A 26,952-nucleotide genomic window follows, 5' to 3' on the forward strand; every position below is an offset into this window, starting at 1 on the left:
TCATTCTCCCGCTTCCATGGGCTGGAAGGTCATGGTCACGCTGGTTCCTCCTGCACCGGTCCTCACCTGGAATTCTCCTCCGAGACTGTCGATGCGTTCCCGCAATCCGGCAAGGCCAAGGCTTTCAGGTCTGACCTCGGTCGGGTCGAAGCCATCTCCGTGATCGCTAACCTCGATTTGCACGTGACCGTTGTGCGAGACAACCCGGACTGCCTGCTGAACGCCGCCGCCATGGCGATAGGCATTGTTCAGCGCCTCCTGAATGAAGCGATAGATACAGATCCTTACTGCAGGTGCAAGCTCGGGGCCATCTTCGTCGATGGTGGTTTCGACGGGGCTCTCCGTTTTTTGCTGGTGGGCCATGACAACACGCTCCACGATCTCCGTGATCGATGCCTTTTCGATTTGCGGCAGAACCAGCCCCTTGCAGATATTGCGGATTTCCGCCATCGCCTCTGAAAGGCTGGAGCGGATCCAGGCAAGCTCTTTGTCGCGCACTTCCGGCTCTGTCGCGGCGTCGACCAGAAGCTCGCTGTCAAGGCGAAGAGAGGCATACGCGATATGCTGGGCGGGACCGTCATGTAGATCTGCGCCGATGCTGCGCAGATAGGTTTCATTCAAGGCCGCGGCGCGTTGGGAGGCGCGCTGCAGCCGGTGCTGCAAGCCTTGGTTCTCGCCAAGCAGCTGAGACAGATCATCCACGCGGTCTTTCAGATCCCTACGTTGGGCTTCAATCGTTCGACTGCCGCGAAAGACAAGTATGGAGAGAATGAGGAAAAAGATCGCCGTCACACTGGCGATCGCGAGCCAGCTCCGCAATCTCGCCCCAGCGAGACTATCCTCGAGCCCTTCTGCCGTCTCATAGAACTCCAGCACAGCCACAGCCTGTCCGGACCACGGCTGGAGAACCGGATTATAGATCTCCATGAGCGGCTTGTTGAGACTTGCTTCTTCGACACTCTCCGGATCGGAAGCACGTTCATAGTTTGCGACCAGCGAGCCGGCAAATGCCCTGCGAAGCTTGTCGCTTACCGAAAATGTCTGCCCAACCAGTTTCTTTTCATTGGAGTAAAGGATCGTGCCATCGCGGCGCCAAAGTTTGAATGAGACCAGCCGTCCACCAAGCGCGCCCTGGCCGAGGGTCTCGTCCAGTGCGAGCGCGCTTGCTTCGTCCAGGGGCGCTTCACTCTGCATATCTGGAAGTATGGGCGCGACCACGCTGTCGACGTAGAGAGCCGTGGCTGCTGCAGAGTTATGGATGACCGCGTCTTCGATGAGTTGCGTGACGACCATGCCCACCGCCAACATCGCAGCAATTGAGACAATGCCTCCCGCAAGGAAAAACTGCGAGGCGAGCGAGCGGGCGTTCCATTTGCTGAGCAAGTTCATCTTCAACCTGACGAGGGACTGATTGGCTCAACGTATGGCATTTTAAGATCTTTTCCAGTTCGAGGACTGCGGACGCGAACGGCCACCAAGCCAAATGGTTCCTGGCTTCAGACTTTGGTCGGAAGACTATCCGACTGAGGTCTGAGCGAGGGAACAGCAACGAATTCATTCCCGTTGGTTGGCAGCGGTCCTCGGAGGCCGCCTCAGAACCAAGGAGGAAAACATGCTAACCAAGATTATCATCGGTGCGGCCACTGTGTCGCTCTTCATGTCGGGCGTGGCTCTCGCGGGCTCGTCGACAGTTAATGGTGCCGCCGGAGGCGCCGTCACCGGAGCAATCGTCGGTGGTCCGGTCGGCGCGGCAGTGGGCGGGATTGCCGGTGCCGCCGTCGGTGCAGCCTTCGATCCGCCGCCGGAAAAGGTTGTCACCTATGTCCGCGAGGCTCCGCCTCCATCGGCACGCGTTGTCGTCAAGGAGAAGGTCGTCGTCGGACACCCCCTTCCTCAAACTGTTGTCGTTACGCCTATCCCGGATAATCCGACGTACGGCTATGCGATCGTCAATGACGAGCGTGTCATCGTCGAACCGTCGTCCCGCAAGGTCATCCAGGTCATCAACTAATCTCATCGAGGACGCGGCGCATGCCGCGTCCTTTCACAACTCTTTGCATCGCCGCTCCGGCGGCGCTTCGCGGCCCAAGAGGAAACCCATGATTTACTGCGAGAAAAAATCCGACGATCAGGCTGGGCCTCTCAGAGCGATTGCGCTCGCGATGGTGGGTATCCTCGTGGAACTTTCAGCTGTCGGGCATCATGACCAGTCTGGCAGGATCCGGTCGCCTGAAGTTCTAGAGCGGGGTGGCGCAAAATGAACGCCCTCCTATCGGCCACCTTTGCAATCGCCAGCTCGATCGGCGCCTGCATCGCAGCCGCGTCGGTTGCGTCACTTGTCCTGGCAAAACCCGAGCCCCCAGCGTTCGCTGATCTCGACAGTCCCGACCTGTGGACGGCAAAGCCGTTCCGTATTGACCCAGGCAAGCAGCGCTACGAACGGCTTCCGCCTGCCATGTCCACTTATGCTGTCCAGGCGCAGTCCAAATATGCGGCACGAACCGCCGTCGAGCAGGCCATGCTGACGGCCTATCCGACGATCCAGATCGTGCGTTCGGCAGGTCGATGACAGTGTCGGACTTGTCTTCGAAGGAGGGCGCCTCCAGGCGCAAGACTTCCGCTCTCTACCTTTCGCCGGACTTGGCCCGTTGCTTGTTGCCAGAGACAAGCCCGGGTGGTTGAAGATATTTTCGAATACGGGCATGATTAACTCGGTCTCCGAACCGACTGCAAACCGCAATTTTCCCGGCTTCCCGTTCAGGGCCTGTGAGGCGGTTCGTCTGACGCGGCCGATAATGCAGAATGAAGGAAATGGGATGTCTCAACGAGCAGGTAGCGCCGATCTTCCTCTTCACGGAGGACGGGTGCCGCATTGGCTCGGCGATCGGATGACCCGTCTCGGGGCGTTGATCACTGAGGCGATCGTTCACCATTATGGCCGTGATGAGTTCCTGCGCAGGCTCGCCCACCCGTTCTGGTTCCAGTCCTTTGGCGCGGTCATGGGCATGGACTGGCATTCCTCGGGCATCACGACCAGCGTTCTTGGAGCGCTGAAGCGCGGCCTGAAGCCACGTGCTGGTGAACTCGGTCTCCATGTGTGCGGTGGGCGCGGCGCGCATTCGCGCAAGACGCCGCAGGAACTCGTGTCGATCGGCGAGCGTGTCGGTCTCGATGGTGAGGGACTTGCGACCGCAAGCCGCCTCGTTGCCAAGGTCGACAGTGCGGCTCTTCAGGACGGCTTCGATCTCTATCTTCACGGGTTCATCGTTGCCGATGATGGCCATTGGGTTGTCGTGCAACAGGGAATGAATGGGGATAAGCGGCAGGCCCGACGCTATCATTGGCTTTCCGAAGGTCTGGAGAGCTTCGTCAACTCGCCACATGCGGCAATCGAGGGCCGGACTCAGGGCGAGATCGTCAATCTTGCCGACAAACGTGCCGAGCGGTCGCGGCGTGGGCAGCTCGATCTCCTGGCAACGCTAGCTCCAGACAGGATCATCCGCGAGGCCTCGGCGTTGCTTCGCGTCGAGCAGCCGGCGCCTGAAGCCGCCGAACAGCCAATGTTGCCGCATCTGATCATGCCGGCGCATCACGATGTCTGGGAGAGCGACGTCAATATGCGCCGTTTGCATGGAAATCTGGCAGCGGCAGCCGACCGCGGCCCGGCAGATTTCGAAGAGTTGCTGCTTGTTCCAGGCGTCGGGGCTCGCACGGTCAGGGCGCTTGCGATGGTGGCGGAAGTGGTACACGGCGCGCCGTGCCGTTTTTCCGACCCGGCGCGGTTCTCGATCGCTCATGGCGGCAAGGACCGCCATCCATTTCCGGTTCCGCTCAAGGTCTATGACGAGACGATCAACGTGATGAAATCGGCGGTGCAGAAGGGCCGGCTCGGCCGGGAAGAGGAATTGCAGGCGTTACGCCGGCTGGACGAGCAATCGAGGCAGATGGAACGCTATGCCACCGGACCAGATCTCAAGGAAATTGTCGCCGGTGAATTTCGGCAATCCGCCGATTTCGGCGGCAGGAGCGTGTTCGGATGGGAACGGGGCGGGAACTCTTAAACGAGCATGTATGAGATCATGCATGTACGGCTGCTTTTGAGGCGAAAACGAGCATTTTTGCTAGCGCCATGTCGCAGATGAGCCACCAGCGGCGCGACCAGTATTCCTAGTGGAGTTCGGCCGCCTCACGCGCGAGGATGGGGTTGACGACTTCCAAGCGAACACGATGTGGCACAAATGGTTAAGCGAGAATTGAACCAAATGGGTGGTTCCCCCCCTTGGCGAGAACGCCGCGCCAAATCGAAGGCCCTCCGCGAAACAAACGAGGACAGACACCTCTCTCGAGAGTCGTTTAATCCTCGCGCTCGCAACGCAGTTTTTAGCATTGCATACGAAAGTGCGTCTGCGGCTCGTACGATGGAAAAACCGACCGTCAGAGCTTAAGCGCTGACTACAGGATCGGTGCTTGCGCCGATGAGCCAAGGATGGTGGCCTCCGGCGCGTATGCGGAACTAATGCGCTCGACAATGGTTTCCATCATGGATCGTGTCGAGCGGATCCCCAAAGCTCCGTTACAACCACACCTCCCGGTTGCCGGCGCGATCCGCCCCATGCTGCCACCACCGATTTGGGTTACGGCGGCAGGGCTGAATAGCACGAGTGTCTCACCCGTTGTCTAGAGGTTGCTGAAGGTCACCTATACACACCGCGATACCTCTATGGATATGCAGCGGGCGTGCAGAACCTCGGATTAATATACCTTAGGACGATTTCCACGTTTCTACCGGCATGGCTGTCAGTGGCTTTCCGTTGATTAATTTCGCTCACTGCGATAGCTAGTAATTAGCTTTTTGGGACATGAACATGAATGATGTTAGTCAAATCACGGGCAGGCAGCTTGCTGCGGGGCGTGCGCTACTAGGGATCGGCCAAGCGGAGCTTGCTGCAAAGGCCAACATATCCGCTCCCACACTGCGCCGTATGGAAGCCAGTTCGGGGCATGCCGAAGGTATGAAAAACAATGTGGCCTCCGTGGTCACCGCCCTCAGGGCCGCCGGAATAACGTTCGTCGATGGAATGTATTCTGGAGCAGGCGGTCAAGGCGTACGCCTTTCCACCCCCGGCGCCATATCGACAGATCTCAACGAGCCGGAGATCGTTCAACACGAAAGCCACCTTGCGAAGGGTGCCTGTGGCTGACGTGGATTTCCGATACACGCCAGCACCGGTTGATCTTGCTGTCATCAACCATGTCCTGAAGGGACTTTGCCGCCACTACGGAATCGAGCGGGATAGGAAGGCCGTTCTTCAAATCGCCACGCTCCTGCTCCGACTGTGGAACGAGGGGGTGCATGGCCATGAGGACTTGCGGGAACGCGCGGCCGCAGCATTGGGCGAAGCTGCCTTTGGAACCAAACGCGAGCACGGCTAAGTATAATTTTTCAGACAAACAGCCGGTTCAAAGCGCTGAATAGGATTTCGACGCGGTTCCGAATACTGGCCGATCCGATGCGAAGACCTGCAACCCGTCCGCAGTTTTCGAACCGGGAGTGACGACTATGTCGAAGATCACGACCCGACCCGCCTCAACGACCGTGCAAAGGATTTCACGATCGCGCAGAGCCGCCCCGCCTTCCGGCCACCTCTCGGCGACCTTGCGGGCGAGATCCAGTCCGTCAAGACGGCCACCGGTCTGCACATCCGTGAACAGGAGTTGCAGTAAGCTATGCTTCTCAAGGAATGCAATTGCGTCGTCGGCGGAACTCGCCTCGACGGCGTCATAGCCGGCGTCACGGATGATGTCGGAAGTGTCCATGAGGATCAACCGCTCGTCATCAACGACGAGGGCGATCGGTTCGGACAGGAGTCGAGAGGGTTGCTTTCCATGCTCGACAACCCATCTCGAGATACATGGTTCCACAACCTGATCGCCTGCTCGCGGGTTGGGCAAATTCTGAAAGGGCCGGAACTAAAGCTGCGCGCCGCCGTTCCTTCCTCACGGTCGTGTGATCGCGACCGAACATAAAGGCATTCATCAAATCAAGCATGTGTATGCCGCAACCGAGCCACCGCTTCGTTGCCGAATGCCTCCGCCCAATGACCGCTTCAACTCAGCCGTGACGTGGCCATGCATCCCATCACCAAGAACCCAAGGATAGCCACCATGGCCAAAGAACCTAAGACACTCGACGTCCTCTTTCACGACACCTTGAAGGACGTCTACTTCGCGGAACATAAGATCGTCGCCACACTCCCGAAGATGAACGACGCCGCACAGAGCAAGCAGCTCAAGGACGCCTTCACCAAGCACCTGGCCGAGACGAAGGTCCACGTCGAACGGCTCGAAGAGGTGTTCAAGATCATCGGCAAGAAGCCGGAACAGAAGACCTGCGACGCGATGATGGGCATCGTCAAGGAAGGCGCAGAGATCATGGAAGAGTATGCCGGCACACCTGCCCTCGACGCTGGCCTTCTCGCTGCAGCGCAGGCCGTCGAGCACTACGAGATGGCACGCTATGGCACGCTGCGCACCTGGGCGCTGGAACTGGGCATGAAGGACGCCGCCAAGCTCCTGCAGACCACTCTCGACGAGGAACAGGCGACCGACATCGCCCTGACGTCGATCGCGACGAAGGTCGTCAACCAGAACGCCGAAAAGGCCGCTTGATCCGTTGTCCGGCCGGCTTTGGTTGGCCGGACATCTCCCCCCCTCTTAGGCGCCGCTCCCAACCGACCAGAATTTCCATGACGAGCAGCACGACGACCGCGACATCCGACCGGGCGACTGGACGAGGCTTGGCGCGAACTCCGACGCAGACTGCGTCAACTTTGCAATCTTCAGCGCGCATGCGGAGCGGATCGAAATATGCCTGTTCGACGACGGCGGAAAGAACGAAACGGCGCGTATACGTTGCCCGAGTTCACCAACGAGGTCTGGCAAGGCTACGAGCCGTGATTTAAGCCGGCCGCGCTATATGGCTGCCAGGCGCCTAAGCAAGCCGCGCTCGCGATGATGCGGCGGGCGGTCGAAGGCGGCACGCTCACGTCCACCTGTGTGCCATACGAACTCCAGGAAAGATCAACCAGTTATCGCCTCGGTGCCGAACAACCTGCGATTAGCCAGGAAGGCGAAGACCGAGACTTGAAGGCCAACCTGCGATATAACTTGAGCATTTCCCAGTAGGATGGGCGCCTCCATCCATATCGAGCGCATAGTTTAAAGATCGGGTGGGCGGTGAGCGGCGCGGAACTTTCAAAGACGACCAAGGCCCCGATGGGCGAGGCATATCGACTTACCGATGGTGAGCTTCGCAGCAAGCTATCCGGCCGCACGCTATTGATCCTCATCGGTGTCGCCGTCATCCTCCGGCTGGGCCAGGAGATCTTCGTCCCCCTCGCGCTGTCTCTGCTTCTTGCGTTCACGCTCGCGCCGATCGTCTCTTTCCTTCGCAAGCGCTCAGTCCCGAAGATCGCCGCGGTTCTTCTCGCCGTCGTATCGGCGTTTTGCGCGATCGCCCTGTTCAGCATCGTCGTGGCGACGCAGGTCACGAACCTTGCGGAGAACATCCCGACCTATCAAAGGAATCTGGTCGACAAGGTTCATTCCCTCGCCCAGGCGGGTGCCGGAAACGGCGTCCTCTACCATCTGAGCAAGTTCGTCGAACGTGTCGGCGCCGAGATTCAGACGCGGGCCGTCGAAAGCCAGAGCCCGGCCGCGCAGACGCCCACGTTTCGCGAGCCGATGCCCGTCGAGATCGTGACGCGTTCCGATCCGATCCAGACGCTGGGGAACCTGCTTCTGCCGCTCATCAGCCCTTTCGCGACGGCTGGCCTCGTGGTCGTCCTGGTCATCTTCATGCTCCTTGAGCGGGAAGACTTGCGGGACCGCTTCATCCGGCTGGTCGGGCTCGGAGACCTACACCGGACGACCGCCGCCCTTCAGGACGCGGGCAAACGGGTCGGGCGATACCTGCTGATGCAGTTGGTGGTCAACACGCTCTACGCAGTGCCGATTTCAGCCGGCCTCTGGGTGCTCGGCATTCCGAACGCGATCCTTTGGGGGCTGCTGACCCTGGTTTTGCGTTTCGTTCCATATATCGGTGCGATCATCGGAATGATCCTGCCGCTGTTTCTGGCCCTTGCCATCGCGCCGGGATGGTCGCTCGTCGTTTGGGTCGCCGTTCTCTATCTCACGACCGAGCTGGTCAGCAATAACGTACTTGAGCCATGGCTCTATGGAGCCAATACCGGGCTGTCACCATTGGCGATCATCATCTCGGCGATCTGGTCGTGGCTCTGGGGTCCGCTCGGCCTCATGCTATCGACGCCGTTGACGGTCTGCCTGGTGGTGCTCGGGAGACATGTTCCTCAATTCGGCGTGCTCGACGTCCTGCTAGGCAACGAGCCCGTTCTGGAGCCGCACGAGAAGCTCTACCAGCGTCTCCTCGCCGGAGATCCGAACGAAGCCTCCGACAACGCCGAGGAGTTCCTCGAAGAGGAATATCTGGTCGACTACTACGACAAGGTGGGCCTTCCTGCGCTCCTGCTTGGCGAGACGGACCGTCAGCGCGGCGTGATGTCGGAGAGCCAGATCATGCTGGTGGCGTCGAGCTCGCTGTCTCTGGTGGAGAACCTGTCAGACATAGCGGACGAGGAGGAGAACGAGGAAGAGTCCGCATCGGGGGCGACTTCCGAGACGGGGGCCGAACTGGAGCTTCCCGACGGTCGGGGCCGCACCCTGTTATGCATCGGAGGCCGCGGGGGCCTGGACGATGCCGCCGCAGCGATGCTTTCGCAGGTGCTGGAAGTGCAAGGAGCAACGTCGACCACGTCGTTATACTCGGAGCATGCCGTTCGCGGATCCCTGGCTTTCCCCGTCGACGGTATCGACACAGCAATCGTCACATATCTCAATGGAAATTCGAAATCCCGAGCCCGCCAGATCGTTCGCCGGCTGAAACGACTGAAGCCCGACCTCCGCGTAGGGCTTTTCATGCCGACGGCGAATGGTCAGGACTATGCGCAGATCGACCCGTCCGAGATCGATGCCGACTTCCTCGCGACGTCCATAACGCAAGCGGTCCGATCCGGCCTTCTTTCGTCAACGCCCGTAGGTCTCAAAACGGTTGTTCGGAAGATCGCCCGGCGCGCATCGCCTTCCGGCAGGTCGTCCGCTTCATCGACCTGAGGGATCCGTTCTCTGCGTCAGCCTACTCCTTCATCCACTGCCGCCAACCTATCGCCTCTTCGACGACGGCTGCGGCACGCTTCTTGATGTCCATCCCCTCGCCCAGATGCGGCTGACGTGGCCGGCGACACATTCTTGTGAATGTTCATTCGGAGCGATCCTGCAGAGCTGAGGTGCTTCTTAGCCGCGACGGAGCACCCGTTTGGATGCTCCGAGCTACTTTGATGTTCGCTGGGGTGTGTAGACTACATTCCAAACGATTGACCTCGAAGCTCAGATGCGTCTTTATCTGGCGCGAATTTGATTATTTCAGTCCCGAGAACCAGTGGCTGGCCTCCCCTTCGCCGAACAGACCAGACGTTCTCGGATAATTTTGCCTCAGAAAGGCAGGGGATCATAAGCACCTATTTTATTGGCATCGATGCCGGTTCATCACTTTGCAAAGCGGCCATTTTTGATCTCTCCGGCCACCAACTTTCAGAAGCCACGCGGCGCACACCAATAAGCAGGCCGAAACCCGGTTGGTGTGAGCTTGACCCAGAGATGTGCTGGATGGCCGTCGTTGACGTCATCCGTGACGCGCTCCGATCAAGTGGGCTGGAGCCGCGGCAAATTGCCGGAATAGGCATCTCGGCAGCCATGGTGGGTGCTTGGCTTGTCGATTCCACGGGCAAGGCGGTCAGGCCCGGGATCAACTGGGAAGACAGCCGAAGCCAAGAGGTCATCGACCGGATGACCTCTGCCGATCCGAACGTCGGCTCGCGCATATTCCAGTCCTCCGGCTCGGTCCTGCAGCAGGGATGTACGTTGCCCGTGCTGGCCTGGCTCGTGGAGCATGAGCCGGAAACGATTGCGCAGACCGTTTATGTCCTGAGTTACAAGGACTTCATTCGCATGAGACTGACCGGCTTTGCGGCGACCGACCGCAGCGAGGCATCCGTCCTCCCAGGCAGCGCCCGTGACAGGCAGCGCAGTGCGGCAATGATCTCGCTGTTCGGTCTGGAGGCGTATTCCCGCTTGCTGCCTCCGGTTTTTGATTCCGAAACGGTGCAAAGTTTCCTCAGCGACGAAGCCGTGGCTCTCACTGGACTTCCCCGGGGCCTGCCGGTGGGCATTGGAGCCGGCGATGTCGCGGCCACGGTCATCGGGGCCGGCGGATTGGATGCAAGCAGCGCGACGGCGGTTCTTGGAACGACCTGCATGGTTGGCGTTTGCCATGAAATGCCGGTATTCACGCCGCCGGATGTCGGACTGCTATTCTCGCTTCCCGGCGACGTCTGGTACCGCTCGATGGTCAATGTCGCGGGAACGCTCAACCTCGACTGGGCAATTGGTGCATTGGCACCCGACCTAGCTTCGAACCCTGATCGTTATCAGCAGATCACCGCAATGGCCGAGGGCGTCCCGATCGGGGCACGGGAGCTGACATACCTGCCGTACCTCAGCGAAAGCGGCATCATCGCACCAGTCGTTTCGCTTGATGCTCGCGCGCAGTTTGCCGGCCTGACATCTAGGCACGGTCGGCCGGAACTGTTTCGCGCGGTGTTCGAAGGGGTTGCGCTGGCCATGCGTGATCTCCTCGACGTGCTGAACTTCGCCGGAAACGAAATCGTGCTGACGGGTGGAGGAAGCCAAAGCCCGTTCTGGAGTCAGATGATAGCCGACATCTTGCAACGCGACGTGGTCGTGCCCCACGGCACACAGTTCGGCGCGCGGGGCGCAGCACTTCTGGTTGCTACCGCGCTTGGCCATTTCCCGGATATCCGTAGCGCGTCGCGAGCCGTTGCCGGGGATGCCAAACGCTACCGATCCAACCCCGCGACGCGGTCTGCATACGAAGCCGCCCTGCAGCGATATCGCGGTCACCGGGATCGCTTGATCTCCAAGTAGCGTACCCAGCAAAATTCGTCGCAGACGCTTGCATTTTGAAAATTGGTCTATACCATTCATTCCTGCGGACTATACCGGAGGGATTGACTGTGATCGATCAAGAGGCGCCTCTCTACATCAAGATTGCAACTCAGCTTGCGAGTGACATCCAGGCAGGGCATCTGAAGGCAGGCGAGAAGATCGATTCTGAGCGTGCGCTGGCTGCCGGTCTCGGCGTGAGCCGCATGACAGCCCGCCAGGCCATCCAGCATCTCACCACGCGCGGCCTCGTCGAAACCCGGATTGGTCAGGGGACGTTCGTAACGCACCCTGTAATCGAACAGAAACTCTCGACACTTTCGGGTTTCACCGAGGAGATGGCGCGCCAAGGTCACAAGACCTCCAGCCTGGTGGTGCTTGCAGAGACCCGTGCTGCGGACAGCTTCGCCGTCGAAGCACTGCATCTTCCAAGCAACGCTCAGGTCCACCGTCTGGTTCGCGTTCGTCTCGTTGACGGTGAGCCGGTGGCGATCGAAACGACGGACGTCAGCGCGTCCCTGGCACCAGGATTGATCGACATGGCCGACTTCAGCCGTGTGTCACTCTACGGGATCTTACGGGATCATTTCGGAATCATTCCAACAACCGGTGAACAGACCATGATGGCGGCAACAGCCGACGCATCAACGGCTCGTTCCCTGAGCCTCGTCGAAGGCAGCCCGGTTCTCAAGCTGACGCGTCTGACGTTCGACACCAAGGGGCATCCATTTGAATTCGTACGATCTTTCTATCGTGGCGATTCCTTCGTCATGAAAGTGGATCTCAATCTCGGAGCATTACACGGACAATGACACAGCTGACGGATCAATATTTCGATGCGCTGATTTCCCGGCTGAGGCAGGTGCGGACGGAACTGGCGCCAGCCATGGCAAAAGCCGTGGAGGCGATCGTGGACGCCGCGCGTGCCGATCAACGCGTCTATATTTTCGGAACAGGTCACTCCCATGTCTTGGCCGAGGAAGCTCACTATCGCGCTGGCGGGCTGGCTATCACCGTTCCTATCCTGGCCGGCCCGACGATGCTGCACGAAGGAGCGGTTGCCGGCACCGCTTATGAACGCATGCCGGGCATCGTCGCGCCCATCTTTGCGCGCTACGACATTCGCGCGGGAGACATTCTGTTCGTGATCTCGAATTCCGGGACCAACGCCGCCCCTATCGAAGCGGCAACGATCGGGCGTGAGCTCGGCGCCACGGTTATCGCCATCACCTCCCTGGCCTACTCGACCGCTACGGCAAAAGGCGGAACACGCCTTGCCGACCTTGCCGATATCGTTCTCGACAACGGTTCACCTCCCGGTGATGCCATTCTGGACGTTCCCGGCAGCGACCTGAAAGTCGGACCGATTTCGACTGCAATCGGGGTCACGATCCTGAACGCCATCCTGGCCGAGGTTGCCGCTCGGCTTTCTGCAGATGGCAACGCTCCCATCTACCTGAGTGCCAACATGCCGGGCGCAAAGGAGATCAACGAGAAGCTGGTTGAGCGGTTCCGCCCGCGCAATCCGCATCTCTGAGACAAGTTCACTGTCAACAAGCAACGTAAAAAGAGGGAACTGACATGAAGAACAGAATCTTGGGCCTCCTTGCCGGCGCATGCCTGCTGATGCCGCTCAACGCCATGGCCGCACCGGTGGAGGTTACGTTGTGGCATATGGAACAACCGCCGCACCGCGTTGCGCGAATCCAGGAAGTCATTGATGCCTTCAACGCGGCCCATCCTGACATCAAGGTGAAGCAAGAGCCGCAGAATTGGGGCGAGGTTTACGCGAAGGCGCCTGCCGCGCTGGCCGCTGGCGCCGGACCAGACATGCTGTTTGCCATTCCTGATTTCACGCCGATTCTCAAGAACATCGGCGCCCTCACCTCGGTCTCCGATTTCGTGGGTGAACTCGACAAGGAACACCACTTCGTCAAGAGCGCCATCCAGTCCTACAGCTATGACGGCGGCATCTGGGCCGTACCGCTTTACAACATGGCGATGAACCTATGGTACCGAAAGAGCGTGCTCGACGCGGCAGGGCTCAAGGTTCCCGAGAGCTGGAGCGACTGGAAGGCCGCGTCCGAAAAGCTCAGTACCAATGGCGTCTTCGGCATGGGATTGCCGGCCAACAAGCAGCTCTACACCGACCAGACCATCTATAGCGTCATGGTCAATGGCGGCGCCACCGAGATCTTTAACGAGGACGGAAGCTTCCGCTTCAACAATCCTCAGACGGTTGCCGCGCTCGATTATTATTCCAGCCTCCAGAAGCTGTCACCGCCAGACAGCACATCGTGGACGTGGGGCGAAGCGGAAGCCTGCTTCGTGTCCAAAAGCTGCGGCATGATCATGCAGTTCTCCGTTATTTCGAGCTACGACACGCAGGGCGGCGGTGATCCGGCGGACCTTGGCGTCGCGGCGATCCCCCATGCAGACGGTGAGACCGGTCACAATACGATTGCCTATGCAAACGCGGTCATGTTGCTGTCGAAGGATGATGCCAAGCGCAAGGCATCAGAGGAGTTCGTTCGCTACCTGCTTCAGCCGGAAACCTACGGAAAATTCCTCAACATGGAACCTGGCCTGTTCATGCCGGTCACCGAAGATGGGGCGAAGTCGGAAAGCTTCTGGAGCGATCCAATGGTCCAGAAGTACAAGTCGCAGGTCGAGACGATCATTGCGAACTCGCAGAATGGCAAGCTGTTCGGCTTCACCAGCGGCCGAACGTTCCCTTCGATCGCGGCAGTCTCGGCGCAGAACGTGATCGCCGAAACCCTCCAGATGATCGTGGTCGGCGGGAAGACCGCTGCTGACGCTGTCGCTGCGGGCCAGGACAGAATGATCGAAGTCGCCAAGTAGTACCTTGGAAGGAGCGCCGGATGCAAAAATCGCGATTACTCGCCATTGTCTTCGTGGCACCGGCGCTCATCGTCTTGGGAGGGATTCTCGGTTGGCCGCTGGTATCTGCGGTCCTGTTAAGCATGCAGGACGTCAGAACCATCGGCTCAGCGGGACAATGGGTAGGCCTGCAGAACTACTCGGCCGTACTGTCCAACCAGAGCTTCTGGACGGCGGTGGCCATGAGCGTCCTCTGGGTCCTAGCCAATGCCGTTGTCCAGACGGTCCTTGCTCTGATCACCGCACTGACCCTCAACCAGAATTTCCCAGGTGTGCGTATTGCCCGCACCTGGGTCATTCTCACCTGGATCGTGCCGACTGTCGTGGTCGTCATCATCTGGAGATGGCTGTTTTCGACTTCAGGTGGAATGATCAATCCGCTCCTGACGCAGACGGGGCTGATTGATCGTCCGATCGGCTTCTTCAGCATGCCATGGACGGCGATGACGACGCTGATCTTCATCAATTCCTGGCGCTGGTTTCCGTTCATCGCGCTCATGATGCTCGCCGGCCTGACCCGCATTCCGTCCGATCTTTACGAAGCTGCGCGGATCGACGGCGCCAATGGTTGGCGAAGCTTCACGCGCATTACGTGGCCCCTCCTCGCGCCGACGCTTGGGGTCCTGACCGTGGTCGGAACATTGCTCTCATTCAATGTGTTCGACATCATATGGCTGATGACGGCAGGCGGACCGGCGGGCGGCACGCGTACGCTTCCGGTCATCATCTATGAGACGGCGTTCAAGGGCTACAAGCTCAGTGAAGCGGCCACCATGTCGGTGTTGGCGACCATTCTCCTGATGGCCTTTGCACTCCTGGCAAGCCGAACCTTGATGCGGGAGGATGATCGATGAAGCGCTCTTTCACCTCGTCCCTGCTCCTTTGCCTTTCCCTGATTGTCTTGACCCTGTTGATCGGGCTGCCGTTCTGGTGGGTGCTGTCTGGTGCATTCAAATTGCCCCAGGAGATTATCGCCAGGGTGCCGACGATGGTCCCACACTCGTTCACCCTGCAGCATTTCACAAAACTGCTGAGCGGGTCGGCTTATCCGACCTACATGATCAACAGCCTCATCGTTGCACTGCTCTCGACCGCCCTGACGCTGGCTCTGGCGGTTCCTGCTGCCTATGCGTTTTTCCGGCTCGCGTTTCCTGGCCGCGAGACACTCTACCGTATCATTCTGCTCACCTATGCCTTTCCCAGCATCGTGGTCCTTATTCCACTCTTCGGCATGTTTGCGAAAATCGGCCTTATTGATACTCTGGCCGCGCTGATCATCGTCAACGTGACCTTTGCGCTTCCTTTCTCTATCTGGATGTTGCGCTCGTTCTTCGCCTCCGTCCCCAAGGAGATCGAGGAGGCTGCCATCATGGACGGAACGCCACCGGCCATCATCCTGCGCAGGATCATGATTCCGCTGATCGCTCCCGGCATCGCTTCTGTCGGCATCTTCGCATTCATCTGCGCGTGGACGGAGTATGTTTTCGCCTCCGTCCTTATTCTTTCCGATGCAAAGCGAACAGTCCCGGTAGGGTTCTCGGGCATCATCGGCCAGTATCAGATTGACTGGGGCCTTTTGCTGGCAGGCGCGAGCCTTGCTGTCCTGCCAGTCGTCATTCTCTTTGCCTTGGTCGGGCGCTGGTTTGTCAGCGGCCTCACCGAAGGCGCCGTGAAATAAAGGACCGCACCTTGGGCAAACTCCAACTCAAGAGCATAAAAAAATCCTTCGGCGATACCGAGGTAATCCGCAATGTCGATCTGATGATCGAGGACGGTGAGTTTGTCGTGTTCGTCGGTCCGTCTGGCTGCGGCAAGTCCACTCTGCTTCGCATGATTGCGGGGCTGGAAACCGCCGACAGCGGTGCAATCGAAATCGATGGGATCGATGTATCGAAATCCGATCCCAGCAAGCGTGGGATCGCGATGGTATTCCAGACCTATGCCCTCTACCCGCATATGACTGTGGAAGAAAATATGGCGTTCGGCCTGGAAATGGCGGGCATGCCTCTGGCGGAGCGCCAGAAGCTGGTCGAGAAAACGGCCCGCACCCTTCACCTCGAACCCTATCTCAAACGAAAGCCGAAGCAGCTCTCCGGTGGCCAGCGTCAGCGCGTCGCGATCGGCAGAGCCATCGTGCGCGATCCGAAGATATTCCTTTTCGATGAACCGCTTTCCAATCTCGATGCAGAGCTGCGTGTACGCATGCGCATCGAGATCGCCAAGCTTCATGCCGACCTCGGCGCGACGATGGTTTATGTTACGCATGACCAGGTTGAAGCCCTGACACTTGCCAGCCGCATCGTCGTGTTGCGCGATGGACGTGTCGAACAGGTCGGGACACCACTCGAGCTCTACAGCGATCCCGACAACGCATTTGTCGCCGGGTTTATCGGCTCGCCCAAAATGAACTTCATTCCCGCCACTCTGTCCGGACGAACGGAGGCTGGCGGCGCGCGCCTGAACGCTCCGGATCTGGGACTTCACGATATCGTGGTGATGCCCCGAGATGCCAACTCAGAAATACCTCCGCAGATCGTGCTCGGCATCCGCCCCGAACACTTTCTCGAGCCTGACGCAGACGGTAGCGTCAATGTCAGTCTCATGCCTGAGGTGATAGAACATCTGGGTGGTGTCTCTTACGTTTACACGGATGCAGGACGCGACACCTCGCTCATTGCCGAGGTGCGCGGCAAGCCAAACCTCAAAATCGCAACCGAACTGCACCTCAGTGTCAGACCCGTCGATTGCTTGCTGTTCGACAGCCAGGGCAGACGACTTTAGCCGCAGGTCGGCAAGAATTGGAGCGGCTCCCGCTCGCGCGGGAGGCCGCGGCGATAGGTGTCGGGTGATCAACATGAGTGACGGAGCAGCGCCTGAGGCGTCGTCCTAAAATTCGATAAAGCATTTCGGCGGCGGTATGTCCGTGTTCCCCGCCCGCCGATCGGCGACATACTGGATCGCTTCGACGAGCTCGAGATCGAGGATCGGCTTTTGGATTACGCCCAACGCTCCTGGCACACCGCCTCGGATCGCGCCGGGATCACCCGTCATGAACAACACCGAAACGTCCGCATCCACCAACGTACGGCCGACGATCGGCCCGGTTGGTCCATCTTCGAGATTGACGTCGACGAACGCGATGTCCGCATCGCTGGAAAGTAGAAGCGCTTGGTACATGTTGCTCGCAATGCCGACAGTGTTGTGGCCAAGCTCTTCGACGCTATCCTGAAGGTTCAGGGCGATAAGGGGCTGGTCTTCGACAATCAATACGTTGAAAGACATTCGTCTTCTCCGTGGTTGTCCCTCGGGAAGCTAACCCCCGCCGGCAGAGGCGGTTCCAAAAAAACTAAGCCGGAAGCCCGACCTACGCCAACAACGAAGCTATCCCGACTGCTTCCTCACGGCCCAGCGAGGCCATCCTTTCCATTGAAGGCTTCTGGAAATTCCTTCGAGCGCCTCTTGTCCGATGTGCGAGATCCATCATCTTATCGACAACAGGGGATGTGTAAACGGTCCAGGGGTTTATACCCGCGGCGCTGCCCGGGCCTTCCTCCCTTCCGCCCAATCCGACCGACAGCAAGCTGTGTCGCCAAGCTGCGATGGTGCCCACCACCAGGAAAAAAAGCGCATTATGGCACCAACGTCGAGGTGGGTTTGTGAAAAGGCAAAGGCGGCTTACGCCGCCTCCCCTCCCTCGGTCTCGGTTGGCTGCAGGAAGTGCAGGTAGCCGGCCGCGCGCTGCGCATGTCCTGCGGCAGCAAAGATCGCACGCTTGTCGCCCGAGAGGACCTTGAGCCAGCTATCGAGGTAGCTTGCATGGTCGGGCCGCGGTTCGAGTTCCGGAACAATGCCCAGATCCGCGCAAAGGAAGCAGCTGCCGAGCTCGGCGATCAGTTCCTCGCGGGCGCGCTCGCTTTTGTCTTTGGAGTAGCGGCTGAGGTCGCGATCAAGGCGATGCGGTGCTGCCGTCCAGTGGGTCAGTTCGTGGCTGAGGATAGCGACATAGGATGCCGCGTCTCTGAAGATTTCAAAGGCCGGCATCTGGATGTAGTCGCGAGCGGGAGCATAGTATGCAGCCGAGCCTCCATGCCGGATCATTGCACCCGTGTTGGCAAAGAAACGGTCCGCGTGAGCGATCCGGCTGATCGGATCCTCGACCGGGGTGATCTGGTGAAAGCGCAGGTCCAGTCCGGTGATCTGGTCCGCATTGAAGACCGTGTAGGCTTTGAGAAAAGGGATATCGTGGTCGATTTCCTCGCCGGTCTGGTTCGTTTCCGTCCTGATGAAGGAACTGGCGAAGACGACCGTCGTGCCGGTTTCGCCCTTGCGGACCGCAGCACCGAGGTCGAGTGCCTGTCGAAATGTCATCCAGGTCTGCGAGGCAAACCCGCGTGCGATGGCTTCGGACCAGAGCAACAGGACGTTGATGCCGGAGTAGGGTTGGCCGTTGTGGCGGAGGGGCCGGCTGATCCGGTTCGTGGCATGTGCTGAGCCCCAGGGCTGCGTCCAGGGTCGCACGCCCTGTTCGAGGTCGGCGATGATCTTGTCGGTGATGCGGCTATAGAGATCGGATTGTTGGTGGAATTGTTGCCTGCTCATGTTCGAGCCTCCGTCTTGAGGACGCGACCATCGCGACCTGCTACGGCGGTCCGAAAGCCGGGGCGCAAGCGCTGGCCTGCACCGAATGGCCGCAACGCAGTGGAGGACGGCGAAGCCGTTGTGGGGCAGCGCGGGCACGGCAGGACCAAAAGCCGGGGCAGGACGCGAGGTCCGCGACACGAGCGCGATGGATAACGGCAGGGAAAGGACAGCCTGATCATTCGCAAGGCAACGCTTCATGACATTGCTCGATGCTAGAGCCGACGCGATCCGGCTTACCCCGCAGAAGCAAAATTAAGGAAAGGCGGCTTGCCTAGGGCGAACGACAACAGCACCCTCTTTTTGGTGATGGGATATGGGCGCCAGCCTCAACCCTTTGCGCGATCGATACCAATAAAGCTCAATTGTCTGGTATCTGCGTAATTGCTTATAAAGGTGCCGGAAACGGAGAAAACCATGCCAGAAACCGTACCTGCGAGCGTCATTGAACGACTTGAACGTGAATGGCGTATGATCGATCGGGATCGACCACCTGCTCCAAAGCAGCAAAGGGATGGGGAGATCGAACTGCCACGCTTGAAGATCGGTCGCGTCGACGCCTTGCGATGACGCACGAAGGTGTTGTCATTCGCAATGGTCAGCGTTTGTGTCGTCTGCTACGGACCGGGACGGCCGTGTTCGATGCGGTCGAGCCGGTCTTGTAGGTTCTGCCGACAATGTTCGTGGCGGGCGAAGAGGCTATCAACTCTTCCCGCGGGACCCCTCCGGAGATCCTTGATCGCTGCATGGGTTCTCTGACGATCCTCTGTCGATCGATTGGTCCGCCACTCCATCTCCTGATGAGTACCATCTTCTCAGTGACAACCAGGACGTAGGCCTTCGGTCGTTGGTCGCCGACTGGATCGGCCAGTCGTCCAGCCCGCCGACATTCTGAACGTCAGCACGAACCCCACGCCTACAATTGCGGCTTATTGCGCTCGGCGAGGGCCTGCCCTGACGAGGAGGTCGGACGCTTGCCATTTCCGACAGGACGCAGCTTCGCGGTACTGCTGGTTGTTTGGGGCTACAGCCGGTCCCGCGGTGAGGTCTTTGGCAGCAGCTCATGCCGCAACGGGGCCGCTGCAGCGGGTTACTGCCGCGCACCTTCATGCCCGGCCGCAGCCGGGTCTTCTTGAGACCGCCGTTCCATCGGCGTCGTCGATCCTAAACAATCGGAATGAACGCTTATTCTAGTGCCGACTTCAGCCCGACCAGGGGATAGCACCTGTGGCCGAACCACAACAGCCTATGAAGAAATCTTGATTATCGTAATCATCTTTCTTCCGAGGAATTATGCCAGGGGCAATAATTTCGGCAATCAGTCATTGCGAAGGTTGACAGGCTGAATCGACCAAACCCTCGCGTATTCAAGAGGTTCTCTGACGATTTCACACCGGCAAAGCCGCTCGCCCAGTGCCGCGGAATATAACGCAGGGGTTGTTCCACCCGTTCAGGTCAGACGGCCAATTTCGTGCAGGAAAGCGCCTTGCGGTTTCCGTTGGCTTTGACTAACAGAAAACTGGATTATTTTGATCATGTTTATGTGATCCAGTTTTATTCAGGCGGACGTTTAGGGGACAATAAGATGTCATTTCACCAAAGAAAGCTCGGGCTGCTATCGACCATCGCTGTCATCGGAACGGGATTTGCAATTGCTGCCAATGCACAAACGGTGAGCACCGGTGCGACCGAGGGCAAGGCAAGCGAGAACGGGACAACGCTGGCGCCGATCGTCGTGGAAGGCACGGACCAAGGTGTCCGCAACGTCGTAGAAACCGACGGCTACGTGCCGAAATCCGGTCGCACCGTAACCAAAACCAACACCCCAATCGCACAGACCGCCCAGTCCGTGTCGGTGATCAGCCGCAGACAGTTGGATGATCGCCAGCCGCAGAATGTCGGCGAGGCGCTGAGCTATACGCCGGGGGTGCGCGCCGGCCAATATGGCTCAGAACCGCGCTACGACGCCTTTAAGATCCGTGGCATTGACCTTACCTATACTGGCATCTTCCGTGATGGCCTCCGCCAGATCAGCAGCCCCAACGGGCTGTTCCGTATCGAAACCTACGGCGTCGAAGCGCTGACGGTGCTTCGGGGACCGGCAGCTTCGCTCTACGGCGCCAGCAGCTCCGGCGGCATCGTCGACATCATCTCCAAGCGGCCGACAGAGGAGACGCTTCGCGAGGTCGAATTTTACGGCTCCTACGGCCGCGTTCAGGGCGCGTTCGACCTTTCCGGTCCAGTGACCGACGACAATGTCCTTCTCTATCGCCTGACCGGTTTGGCCCGCGACGCGCGCAATGAGATCGAGGCCGTCAAGGACGATCGCATCATGATCGCGCCGGCGCTGACATGGCAGCCCGACGACGGTACACATTTCACCGTTCTCGGCGAATACATGGATTCGACCACCGGCGGCACTTGGGGCTACATCAACAACTACGGGCCGGGCGGAACATCGATCGGTGCGACGCCGGTCTATGGCGGCGATGCTCGCTTCAACGATTTCACGCAGAAGCAGTGGCGCATCGGCTACGAACTGGACCACGATCTCGGCGAAGGTGTAACGCTGCATCACAAGCTGCGCTATTCGAACCTCTCGAACCGCCAGGAATGGGTGTTCCAAGACTTTCCGGGTATCGGTTACGAGGACAACCAGGGTGTCGCTACTGACACCTATCTCGAAAGCGAGTTCCAGACAGGCGCCGCTCAGCACAAGCTGATCGCGGGCGTCGACTACAGCTTCATGGAATATGACGCCCGCCAAGGCAGCGGTCCGGATCTCTTCACGGACAGCTACACCTACGTGCCCGAGATCACCTACTACGAAAAGCAGCGACAGAACACGATCGGCGTTTATGTGCAGGACCAGATCGAGATCGACGCCTGGCGTATTTCCGCTGGCCTGCGTCATGACTGGCATACGAGCACCTACACGCCGGGCGGGGTCGACTACGCCCGCACCGACAGCGAAACCACCGGGCGCGCTTCAATCGGTTACGTGACGCCGTGGAGCATCATGCCGTATGTGAGCTACGGCACGTCCTACGTGGCCAATCCCGGTGTGGTTATCGTGTCGGGCGGCGGCACGCACCAGGCCGATCCGACGCTCGGGCGGCAGTACGAAATCGGCATGAAGTATGAGATCCCCAACCAGAACATCCTGCTTTCGGCCGCATTCTACAACATCGACCAGGAAAACGCCTCGGTCTACGAGACCTCCTCGGGGATCAACCTGCTCAGGCAGCTGGACCTGCGCTCGCGCGGTGTCGAATTCGAGGCGACCGCATCGCTCGACAACGGCCTCAGCTTCACCGGCGGATATTCGTACAACGATGTGAAGATCACCAAGCTCACGCCCGAGACGGTCGGAAACCAGCTGAATTCGTCGCCCTATCACATGTTCTCGCTCTGGGCGGACTACCAAGTGCAGAGCGGCGCCCTGGAAGGGTTAGGCCTTGGCGCAGGCGTACGCTACGTCGGCTCAAGTTTCGGCGACAATCAACACACGCCCGTTCTTAGCAACGGTGCCCGCACCTTCGTCGATGCCGCGATCCGCTATGATCTGGAGAACATCAATCCGGCCATGAAGGGCGTGCGGTTGCAGGTCAACGCCACCAACCTTCTCAACGAAGTCAACCAGGTCTGCACCACGGGCTTCTGCTACTATGACGAAGGCCGGAAGGTGGTAGCCACCGTGCGGTATCGTTTCTGATGAGTTCGGTCGAAGCCACTTCTCCCCTCCCCTCGCCGGTCGCAGTCTTCCTCGCGATCGGTGGCGTCTACATCGCGCAGAGCGTCATCGGCGGGCTGACCATGCTCGGTCTGCCGGCAGTGCTGCGGGCGCAGGGATTGCCGCTGGACCAAATCGGGCTCCTCTATCTGACCGTGATGCCATGGGCCCTCAAATTTTTGTGGTCGCCACAGATCGAGCGATTCCGCTTGCCGATGTTCGGCCGGAATCGTTCGAACATCATCGTGCTCAGCGGCAACCTTCTTTGCGCCTGTGGGATCGTGCTGACCGGCATCCTGCAACCGACGGTGCTACTGCCCGTGATTGTCTGCCTGGCGCTCGTCGCCTTCGTTGCCGCCACGGTCGACATCGCCTGCGACGGCTATGCTGTCGAGACGCTGGCAAAACAGCACCACGGCTGGGGCAACGCCGCGCAGGTCGGCGGCTCTTATCTCGGCTCTGCGATCGGCGGAGGGCTCTTCCTCGTGCTTGTCGACAAGATCGGGTGGAACTACGGCTGCTTCATCATGGCCGCCCTGATTATCGCGCTCGGCTTGCCGTTTTCCTTGGGCCCGGCAGCAAGGGTCGATGAGGTGGAGCGAAGCCACACGCCCTCGCTCGCCGCTGCCATCAAACGCCCGGAAATCAAGCGCGGCCTGCTCACGACCGCCCTCTTCGTCGCCGGACAAAAATGGGGGCTCGGCATGCTCGGCCCCTTCCTGATCGACAAGGGTTTCGACCTTGCGACCATCGGCGCCCTGAATGGCGCGGGAAGCATGTTCATCGGGCTCGGCGGTGCGCTCCTCGGCGGCGGCCTGGTCCGGCTTTTCGGCGTCCGCACGGTTCTCGTGGGCGCATTGGTGGCGCAGGCCTTCCTGCTTCTCTGCCTCGCCTATGTCGGTCTCGGCGGCTCGATACCAGCCTCTGCTGTATTCGCGATTGCCATCGCCAGCTCATCGGGCGTGATGTCGATCGGCTTCGTTGCGCTCTATGCGCAGTTCATGGACTGGTCGAATCCGAAGCAGGCGGGCGTCGACTTCACCGTTTTCCAGTGCATGGACGGCATCGTCAGCATCATTGGCGGCATCGGCGCGGGCTGGATCGCCGAACGGATGGGCTACGTCACCATCTTCGGCGGCGCGAGCGTAATCTGCCTTGCCGTCGTCCCCCCTATCATCTTTGTTCTCAGGAAAGACCGGTGAAATCCTTCTCGACCCTATCGAACTGTAATGCCGCAGGGATTGTGGACGGCTTCTTCGATGCCTTCCAGGAGCATGTAAGCATACGGCGAGACGGCGACATATGCTTTCTCCCGTTGCGCTACGGTCTGGCCACGCTGACCGCGACGGGCGACCGGATCGAGTTCAGCGCCGAGGCGGACGACGACATTCGGCTCTCCTACGTGAAGATGGCCGTGGCCGAGCACCTTGCCGCCCACCCGCTGACCAGCACGGAGAAAATCGAATGGACCGGCGCACTAGACGCGGCGCCGCCTTTCTTTCAAACCATCGAGGTCGTCTCCTCTCGCATGGTCACGCCGCACATGAAGCGCATCACTTTCCGCAGCGACAGTTTCGGCAGCTATGCCGCCGGAGGCATTCATGTCCGGCTGATCTTCCCGCCCACGGGCCGCCAACCGGTCTGGCCGTCGCTCGGCGCGGACGGACGAATCCAATGGCCGTCGGGGGCGGATGCTCTGGCGGCAAGGGTCTATACCATCCGCTCCATCGACTTGGAGGCAAACGAGATCGAGATCGATTTCGTCCTGCACGACCACATGGACGGCGTCGTCGCCCCGGGTGCCGACTTTGGCGCCAGCGCGGTTCCCGGCCAGGTCGTTGGCATCTTCGCGCCAGGAGGCGACGAAATTCCGAAAGCACCGTCCCTGCTGCTCTTTGCCGACGAAACCGGCCTCCCGGCCATGGCGCGCATTCTCGAAGAGCAGCCCGCGACGTCCCGGGTATTGGCATTCGCCGAGGTCGACAGCCCGCACGACCACTACGATTTCCCGAGCGCTCCCAATATCGAGCTTACCTATCTCTACCGCCATGGCCGAAAGCCCGGCACAGTCGGCCTGTTGCCCGAGGCGATGAGACAGCTCACGACACCTTGCCAAGTCAGCACCTATTTATGGGCGGGCTGCGCGTTCGACGACTACATGGAAATCCGCCGGGTGGCCCGAAAAGACTGGCAGCTCGCGCGCGAAAACCACAGCGTCGTGGCCTATTGGCGAAACCAATGACGTAGTGTGCTGCATAGCCCTGCGTCGACGGAGAAGTGTGACGTCCGAGTTTCATGCCAGCACTTTGGCGTCTTACTGGCGGGGACCCGAATTTGCGCGAAAACGCGCGAGAAAATGCTAGCGACAAATCTGCCGCGGCCATTGTCGGCTTCGGCAGTGCAACCAAAGACCCGACATTGGCGCTCGTCCGCAGCAATCAGGTTGCCTCGTGACCTTGGATCAAGTCAGCGCAATGCGACTTCCGCTTTCGGCAGCTTTCTCGATCGCGGCAATAATGCGATGGAGTGCGACCGCATCCTCGAAGCTTGGCGCCGTGCGGGTGCCGAGCCGCAGGTCGCTCGCCATTCTGGCATAGAGTCGTGCGACGTTCCCCGGTTCGACATCCTTCGGCCAGCCAGTGAGGTATGAGGCCGGGACCTCCAGCGGTCGGAACATCTTCTCCTCGCCCCGCCCACCCATCAGGGAAAGCTGCACCATCTGCGTGTGGCCAGAGGAACCCGAGACCCGAATGTCGCCTTCGGTGCCGTGGATTTCCCAGCACAACCCGTCATCGTCACGCGGCGTGCCACCGCGGTAGTGGATGGAGACGGGTACGCCGCTCTCCAGGGTTCCGCTGACCAATACCTGGTCCGGCGAGGAAACGGGCAACATTTCGCCCGTATCGACAGCAAGTGTCGTAGACCGTCGCGTTGCCAGGATCGCAGAGATTTCCGCGACCTCCCCCAGTACATCTCTGACCGCCGCCAGTGTGTGGCCCACCGGGATGGTCAGGAGGTTGGCACCATTGGCGCGATCCAGCAAATAGCCGTAGGTCTTCTTGTCGGGGATGCTGGCTGCACCCAGAGCAGCGCCACCTCGCGCGACCAAAGTCGTCGACAACACCTCGCCAACAAATCCGTCGGCGATCAGATGTTTCAAGTATTCGATCTCCGGAGCGACGCGCGCCTGGGTTCCGACGACACCCAGAACCCCTTTGGCTCGAGCGGATGCGGCCATCTCCTGGGCCTCGACCAAGCCGTTACCGAGCGGCCATTCGCAGTAGACATGCTTGCCCGCTTCGATTGCCGCTTTCACGATCTCAAAGTGAGGAGGCACCTTGACTGTGACGGTGACAATGTCGATCTCCGGCGTCGCGATTAGCTCGGCAACATCTGCAAAAGCCCTGGGCAGTCCATATGCGGCGGCGGCTGCTTCGCCGCTGGCCTTGCTCGTGTTGGCGACGCCAACGATTTCGAAACTCTCGGAGAGAGCGCGCAACGCAGGAATATGGGCTCGTGCGGCCCAGCTTCTGCCTGGCTGCAGGCCAATGATACCAATCTTGAAGCGATGTCCGGGCATAATGTTCTATTCTCCTGTGCACAGAGCCGGTTCTGCCGCTTAAAATAGGCCGATGTGCTCTGTGCGGAAATTCGGTAAACATGCAAGTGATCCTTGAAATTTCGCACAGGTGGCAAGATGGTCAATTGGGAAGATGTCCGGCATTTCCTGGCTGTGGCACAGAGTGGAACGCTCTCCGGCGCTGCCCGCAGCCTCAAAGTGGATCACGCGACAGTCAGCCGGCGGCTTGCCGCTCTGGAGGCTGCGCTGAATGTCCGCCTCGTCGATCGCCTGCCGCGGTCCTGCCGCCTCACGGCGATGGGAAGACAGGTGTTCGAGCGTGCCATGGAGATGGATGCTGGTGCTCATGGCATTGCGCGATTGGCTAAAGCCGGACATGCTCCGCTTGCCGGACGCATCATGCTGAGCGTCCCGCCCGTTCTCGTCACGCATCTACTGGCCGACCATCTACCGCGCTTCAGAATGGAATATCCGGACATCCGGCTTTCGCTCTCGGCACATGGCCAGCGCGTTTCACTCAGCCGCCGCGAAGCTGATGTCGCCGTACGGTTTGTGCAGCCTGATGAGGCAAGCAGCGTAGCACGGAAAATTGGGAGGATGGACTTCGGCCTCTATGCGCATCGCTCTTATGCCCATTTGTCTACGCCCGAACGCTGGGAGTTCATTGCCTGGGATCAGACCTATGCTGACATGCCAGCGCAATCGTGGTTGCTCGGCATTGCCGGTGACCGCCCTGTGGCTTGCGAATTGACACATTCAAGCGAGCACCTGATCGCGGTGCGGGCTGGCGTGGGCGTGGGCGGCTTGCCCCACTTTATCGGGAAGCGGGACCGTGAACTCGTGGCGATTGGCGAGGACATTCCACCTTTTGCGCGCGACATCTGGCTCATCGTTCACCGCGATTTACGCAAAGCGCCAGCGGTGCGTGCTGTGATGGACTTCGTTGCTGCCACCATTTCCCAGGATCAAGATTTGTCCCGGCGATGACAGTCTCCCGAGCACA

At 59.7% G+C, this 26,952-nt stretch carries 24 protein-coding genes and 1 pseudogene; 20 read left to right on the plus strand and 5 right to left on the minus strand.

Features of this window, described 5'->3' with window-relative positions; all coding sequences use genetic code 11:
• Positions 1-1,389 (minus strand): sensor histidine kinase, encoded by a 1,389-nt coding sequence (locus ASC97_RS08270; RefSeq protein ID WP_057467879.1) that lies wholly within the window; start codon positions 1,387-1,389, stop codon positions 1-3.
• 223 nt (positions 1,390-1,612) lie between these two features.
• Here ASC97_RS08270 and ASC97_RS08275 point away from each other — a divergent pair, with 223 nt between their 5' ends.
• The 5 genes from ASC97_RS08275 (at position 1,613) to ASC97_RS08295 (ending at position 5,433) form a co-directional block, all read left to right on the plus strand.
• Positions 1,613-2,011, plus strand: coding sequence for a DUF1236 domain-containing protein (locus ASC97_RS08275; protein ID WP_057467993.1), 399 nt, complete (start codon positions 1,613-1,615; stop codon positions 2,009-2,011).
• Between the two features lie 246 nt (positions 2,012-2,257).
• On the plus strand, positions 2,258-2,569 hold the full coding sequence (locus ASC97_RS08280; RefSeq protein ID WP_057467880.1) for a hypothetical protein: 312 nt from the start codon (positions 2,258-2,260) through the stop codon (positions 2,567-2,569).
• Between the two features lie 247 nt (positions 2,570-2,816).
• Positions 2,817-4,061 carry a DUF763 domain-containing protein gene (locus ASC97_RS08285; protein ID WP_057467881.1) on the plus strand — a complete coding sequence of 415 codons (1,245 nt, stop codon included), beginning with the start codon at positions 2,817-2,819 and terminating at the stop codon, positions 4,059-4,061.
• Positions 4,062-4,865: 804 nt separating this feature from the next.
• A complete protein-coding gene (locus ASC97_RS36190; protein WP_244481412.1) occupies positions 4,866-5,201 on the plus strand; it encodes a helix-turn-helix domain-containing protein in 336 nt (111 codons plus the stop codon).
• Complete coding sequence (locus ASC97_RS08295; protein ID WP_057467882.1) at positions 5,194-5,433, plus strand: hypothetical protein; 240 nt, start codon at positions 5,194-5,196, stop codon at positions 5,431-5,433. Before ASC97_RS36190 ends, ASC97_RS08295 begins: the two co-directional genes overlap by 8 nt.
• A 27-nt stretch (positions 5,434-5,460) precedes the next feature.
• On the opposite strand, the gene ASC97_RS08300 is transcribed toward ASC97_RS08295, so the two are convergent.
• Positions 5,461-5,922, minus strand: coding sequence for a response regulator (locus tag ASC97_RS08300; protein ID WP_274534143.1), 462 nt, complete (start codon positions 5,920-5,922; stop codon positions 5,461-5,463).
• Positions 5,923-6,165: 243 nt separating this feature from the next.
• On the opposite strand from ASC97_RS08300, the gene ASC97_RS08305 reads away from it, so the two are divergent.
• From ASC97_RS08305 to ASC97_RS08345, 10 genes are all read left to right on the plus strand, one after another.
• The gene (locus ASC97_RS08305; RefSeq protein WP_057467884.1) at positions 6,166-6,669 is read left to right on the plus strand and encodes a YciE/YciF ferroxidase family protein; all 504 of its coding nucleotides are present in this window, start codon (positions 6,166-6,168) and stop codon (positions 6,667-6,669) included.
• 166 nt (positions 6,670-6,835) lie between these two features.
• Entirely contained in the window at positions 6,836-7,015 is a 180-nt protein-coding gene (locus tag ASC97_RS32630) for a hypothetical protein (protein ID WP_244481417.1), read from the plus strand.
• A gap of 221 nt (positions 7,016-7,236) precedes the next feature.
• Positions 7,237-9,189, plus strand: a complete 1,953-nt coding sequence (locus ASC97_RS08310; RefSeq protein WP_057467885.1) for an AI-2E family transporter — start codon at positions 7,237-7,239, stop codon at positions 9,187-9,189.
• Positions 9,190-9,489: 300 nt separating this feature from the next.
• Positions 9,490-11,079, plus strand: coding sequence for a xylulokinase (locus tag ASC97_RS08315; RefSeq protein ID WP_082529909.1), 1,590 nt, complete (start codon positions 9,490-9,492; stop codon positions 11,077-11,079).
• Positions 11,080-11,168: 89 nt separating this feature from the next.
• Positions 11,169-11,909 carry a GntR family transcriptional regulator gene (locus ASC97_RS08320; protein WP_057467887.1) on the plus strand — a complete coding sequence of 247 codons (741 nt, stop codon included), beginning with the start codon at positions 11,169-11,171 and terminating at the stop codon, positions 11,907-11,909.
• Positions 11,906-12,634, plus strand: a complete 729-nt coding sequence (locus ASC97_RS08325; protein WP_057467888.1) for an SIS domain-containing protein — start codon at positions 11,906-11,908, stop codon at positions 12,632-12,634. Before ASC97_RS08320 ends, ASC97_RS08325 begins: the two co-directional genes overlap by 4 nt.
• Positions 12,635-12,678: 44 nt before the next feature.
• Positions 12,679-13,959 carry an ABC transporter substrate-binding protein gene (locus ASC97_RS08330; protein ID WP_057467889.1) on the plus strand — a complete coding sequence of 427 codons (1,281 nt, stop codon included), beginning with the start codon at positions 12,679-12,681 and terminating at the stop codon, positions 13,957-13,959.
• A 20-nt stretch (positions 13,960-13,979) separates the two neighbouring features.
• Complete coding sequence (locus tag ASC97_RS08335; protein ID WP_057467890.1) at positions 13,980-14,852, plus strand: carbohydrate ABC transporter permease; 873 nt, start codon at positions 13,980-13,982, stop codon at positions 14,850-14,852.
• The gene (locus ASC97_RS08340; protein ID WP_057467891.1) at positions 14,849-15,676 is read left to right on the plus strand and encodes a carbohydrate ABC transporter permease; all 828 of its coding nucleotides are present in this window, start codon (positions 14,849-14,851) and stop codon (positions 15,674-15,676) included. The genes ASC97_RS08335 and ASC97_RS08340 overlap by 4 nt, the downstream gene beginning before the upstream one ends.
• 11 nt (positions 15,677-15,687) lie before the next feature.
• A complete protein-coding gene (locus tag ASC97_RS08345; protein WP_057467892.1) occupies positions 15,688-16,779 on the plus strand; it encodes an ABC transporter ATP-binding protein in 1,092 nt (363 codons plus the stop codon).
• 105 nt (positions 16,780-16,884) lie between these two features.
• On the opposite strand, the gene ASC97_RS08350 is transcribed toward ASC97_RS08345, so the two are convergent.
• Both ASC97_RS08350 and ASC97_RS08355 read right to left on the minus strand, forming a co-directional pair.
• On the minus strand, positions 16,885-17,280 hold the full coding sequence (locus ASC97_RS08350; RefSeq protein WP_057467893.1) for a response regulator: 396 nt from the start codon (positions 17,278-17,280) through the stop codon (positions 16,885-16,887).
• Between the two features lie 393 nt (positions 17,281-17,673).
• Positions 17,674-18,597: an ArdC family protein gene (locus tag ASC97_RS08355; RefSeq protein ID WP_057467894.1), complete on the minus strand. Its 924-nt coding sequence runs from the start codon at positions 18,595-18,597 to the stop codon at positions 17,674-17,676.
• Positions 18,598-20,221: 1,624 nt separating this feature from the next.
• Between ASC97_RS08355 and ASC97_RS08360 the strand changes: the two genes are divergently transcribed.
• Genes ASC97_RS08360 through ASC97_RS08370 form a run of 3 tightly spaced genes read left to right on the plus strand, consistent with a single transcriptional unit; the run spans position 20,222 to position 24,611 of the window.
• Positions 20,222-22,351 carry a TonB-dependent siderophore receptor gene (locus ASC97_RS08360; protein WP_057467895.1) on the plus strand — a complete coding sequence of 710 codons (2,130 nt, stop codon included), beginning with the start codon at positions 20,222-20,224 and terminating at the stop codon, positions 22,349-22,351.
• Complete coding sequence (locus ASC97_RS08365; protein WP_057467896.1) at positions 22,351-23,571, plus strand: MFS transporter; 1,221 nt, start codon at positions 22,351-22,353, stop codon at positions 23,569-23,571. Before ASC97_RS08360 ends, ASC97_RS08365 begins: the two co-directional genes overlap by 1 nt.
• Positions 23,568-24,611 carry a siderophore-interacting protein gene (locus tag ASC97_RS08370; RefSeq protein ID WP_057467897.1) on the plus strand — a complete coding sequence of 348 codons (1,044 nt, stop codon included), beginning with the start codon at positions 23,568-23,570 and terminating at the stop codon, positions 24,609-24,611. The genes ASC97_RS08365 and ASC97_RS08370 overlap by 4 nt, the downstream gene beginning before the upstream one ends.
• Before the next feature lie 219 nt (positions 24,612-24,830).
• Here ASC97_RS08370 and ASC97_RS08375 read toward each other — a convergent pair whose 3' ends face one another.
• Positions 24,831-25,949: a Gfo/Idh/MocA family protein gene (locus ASC97_RS08375; RefSeq protein ID WP_057467898.1), complete on the minus strand. Its 1,119-nt coding sequence runs from the start codon at positions 25,947-25,949 to the stop codon at positions 24,831-24,833.
• A 117-nt stretch (positions 25,950-26,066) separates the two neighbouring features.
• Here ASC97_RS08375 and ASC97_RS35090 point away from each other — a divergent pair.
• Together ASC97_RS35090 and ASC97_RS08380 are read left to right on the plus strand one after the other, a co-directional pair.
• Positions 26,067-26,195, plus strand: a pseudogene (locus ASC97_RS35090) (helix-turn-helix domain-containing protein); the annotation flags it as partial.
• Positions 26,196-26,273: 78 nt separating this feature from the next.
• Positions 26,274-26,936, plus strand: coding sequence for a LysR family transcriptional regulator (locus tag ASC97_RS08380; RefSeq protein ID WP_244481418.1), 663 nt, complete (start codon positions 26,274-26,276; stop codon positions 26,934-26,936).
• Positions 26,937-26,952: the final 16 nt, after the last annotated feature.

Source organism: Rhizobium sp. Root1203, assembly GCF_001424945.1.
GTDB lineage: Bacteria > Pseudomonadota > Alphaproteobacteria > Rhizobiales > Rhizobiaceae > Rhizobium.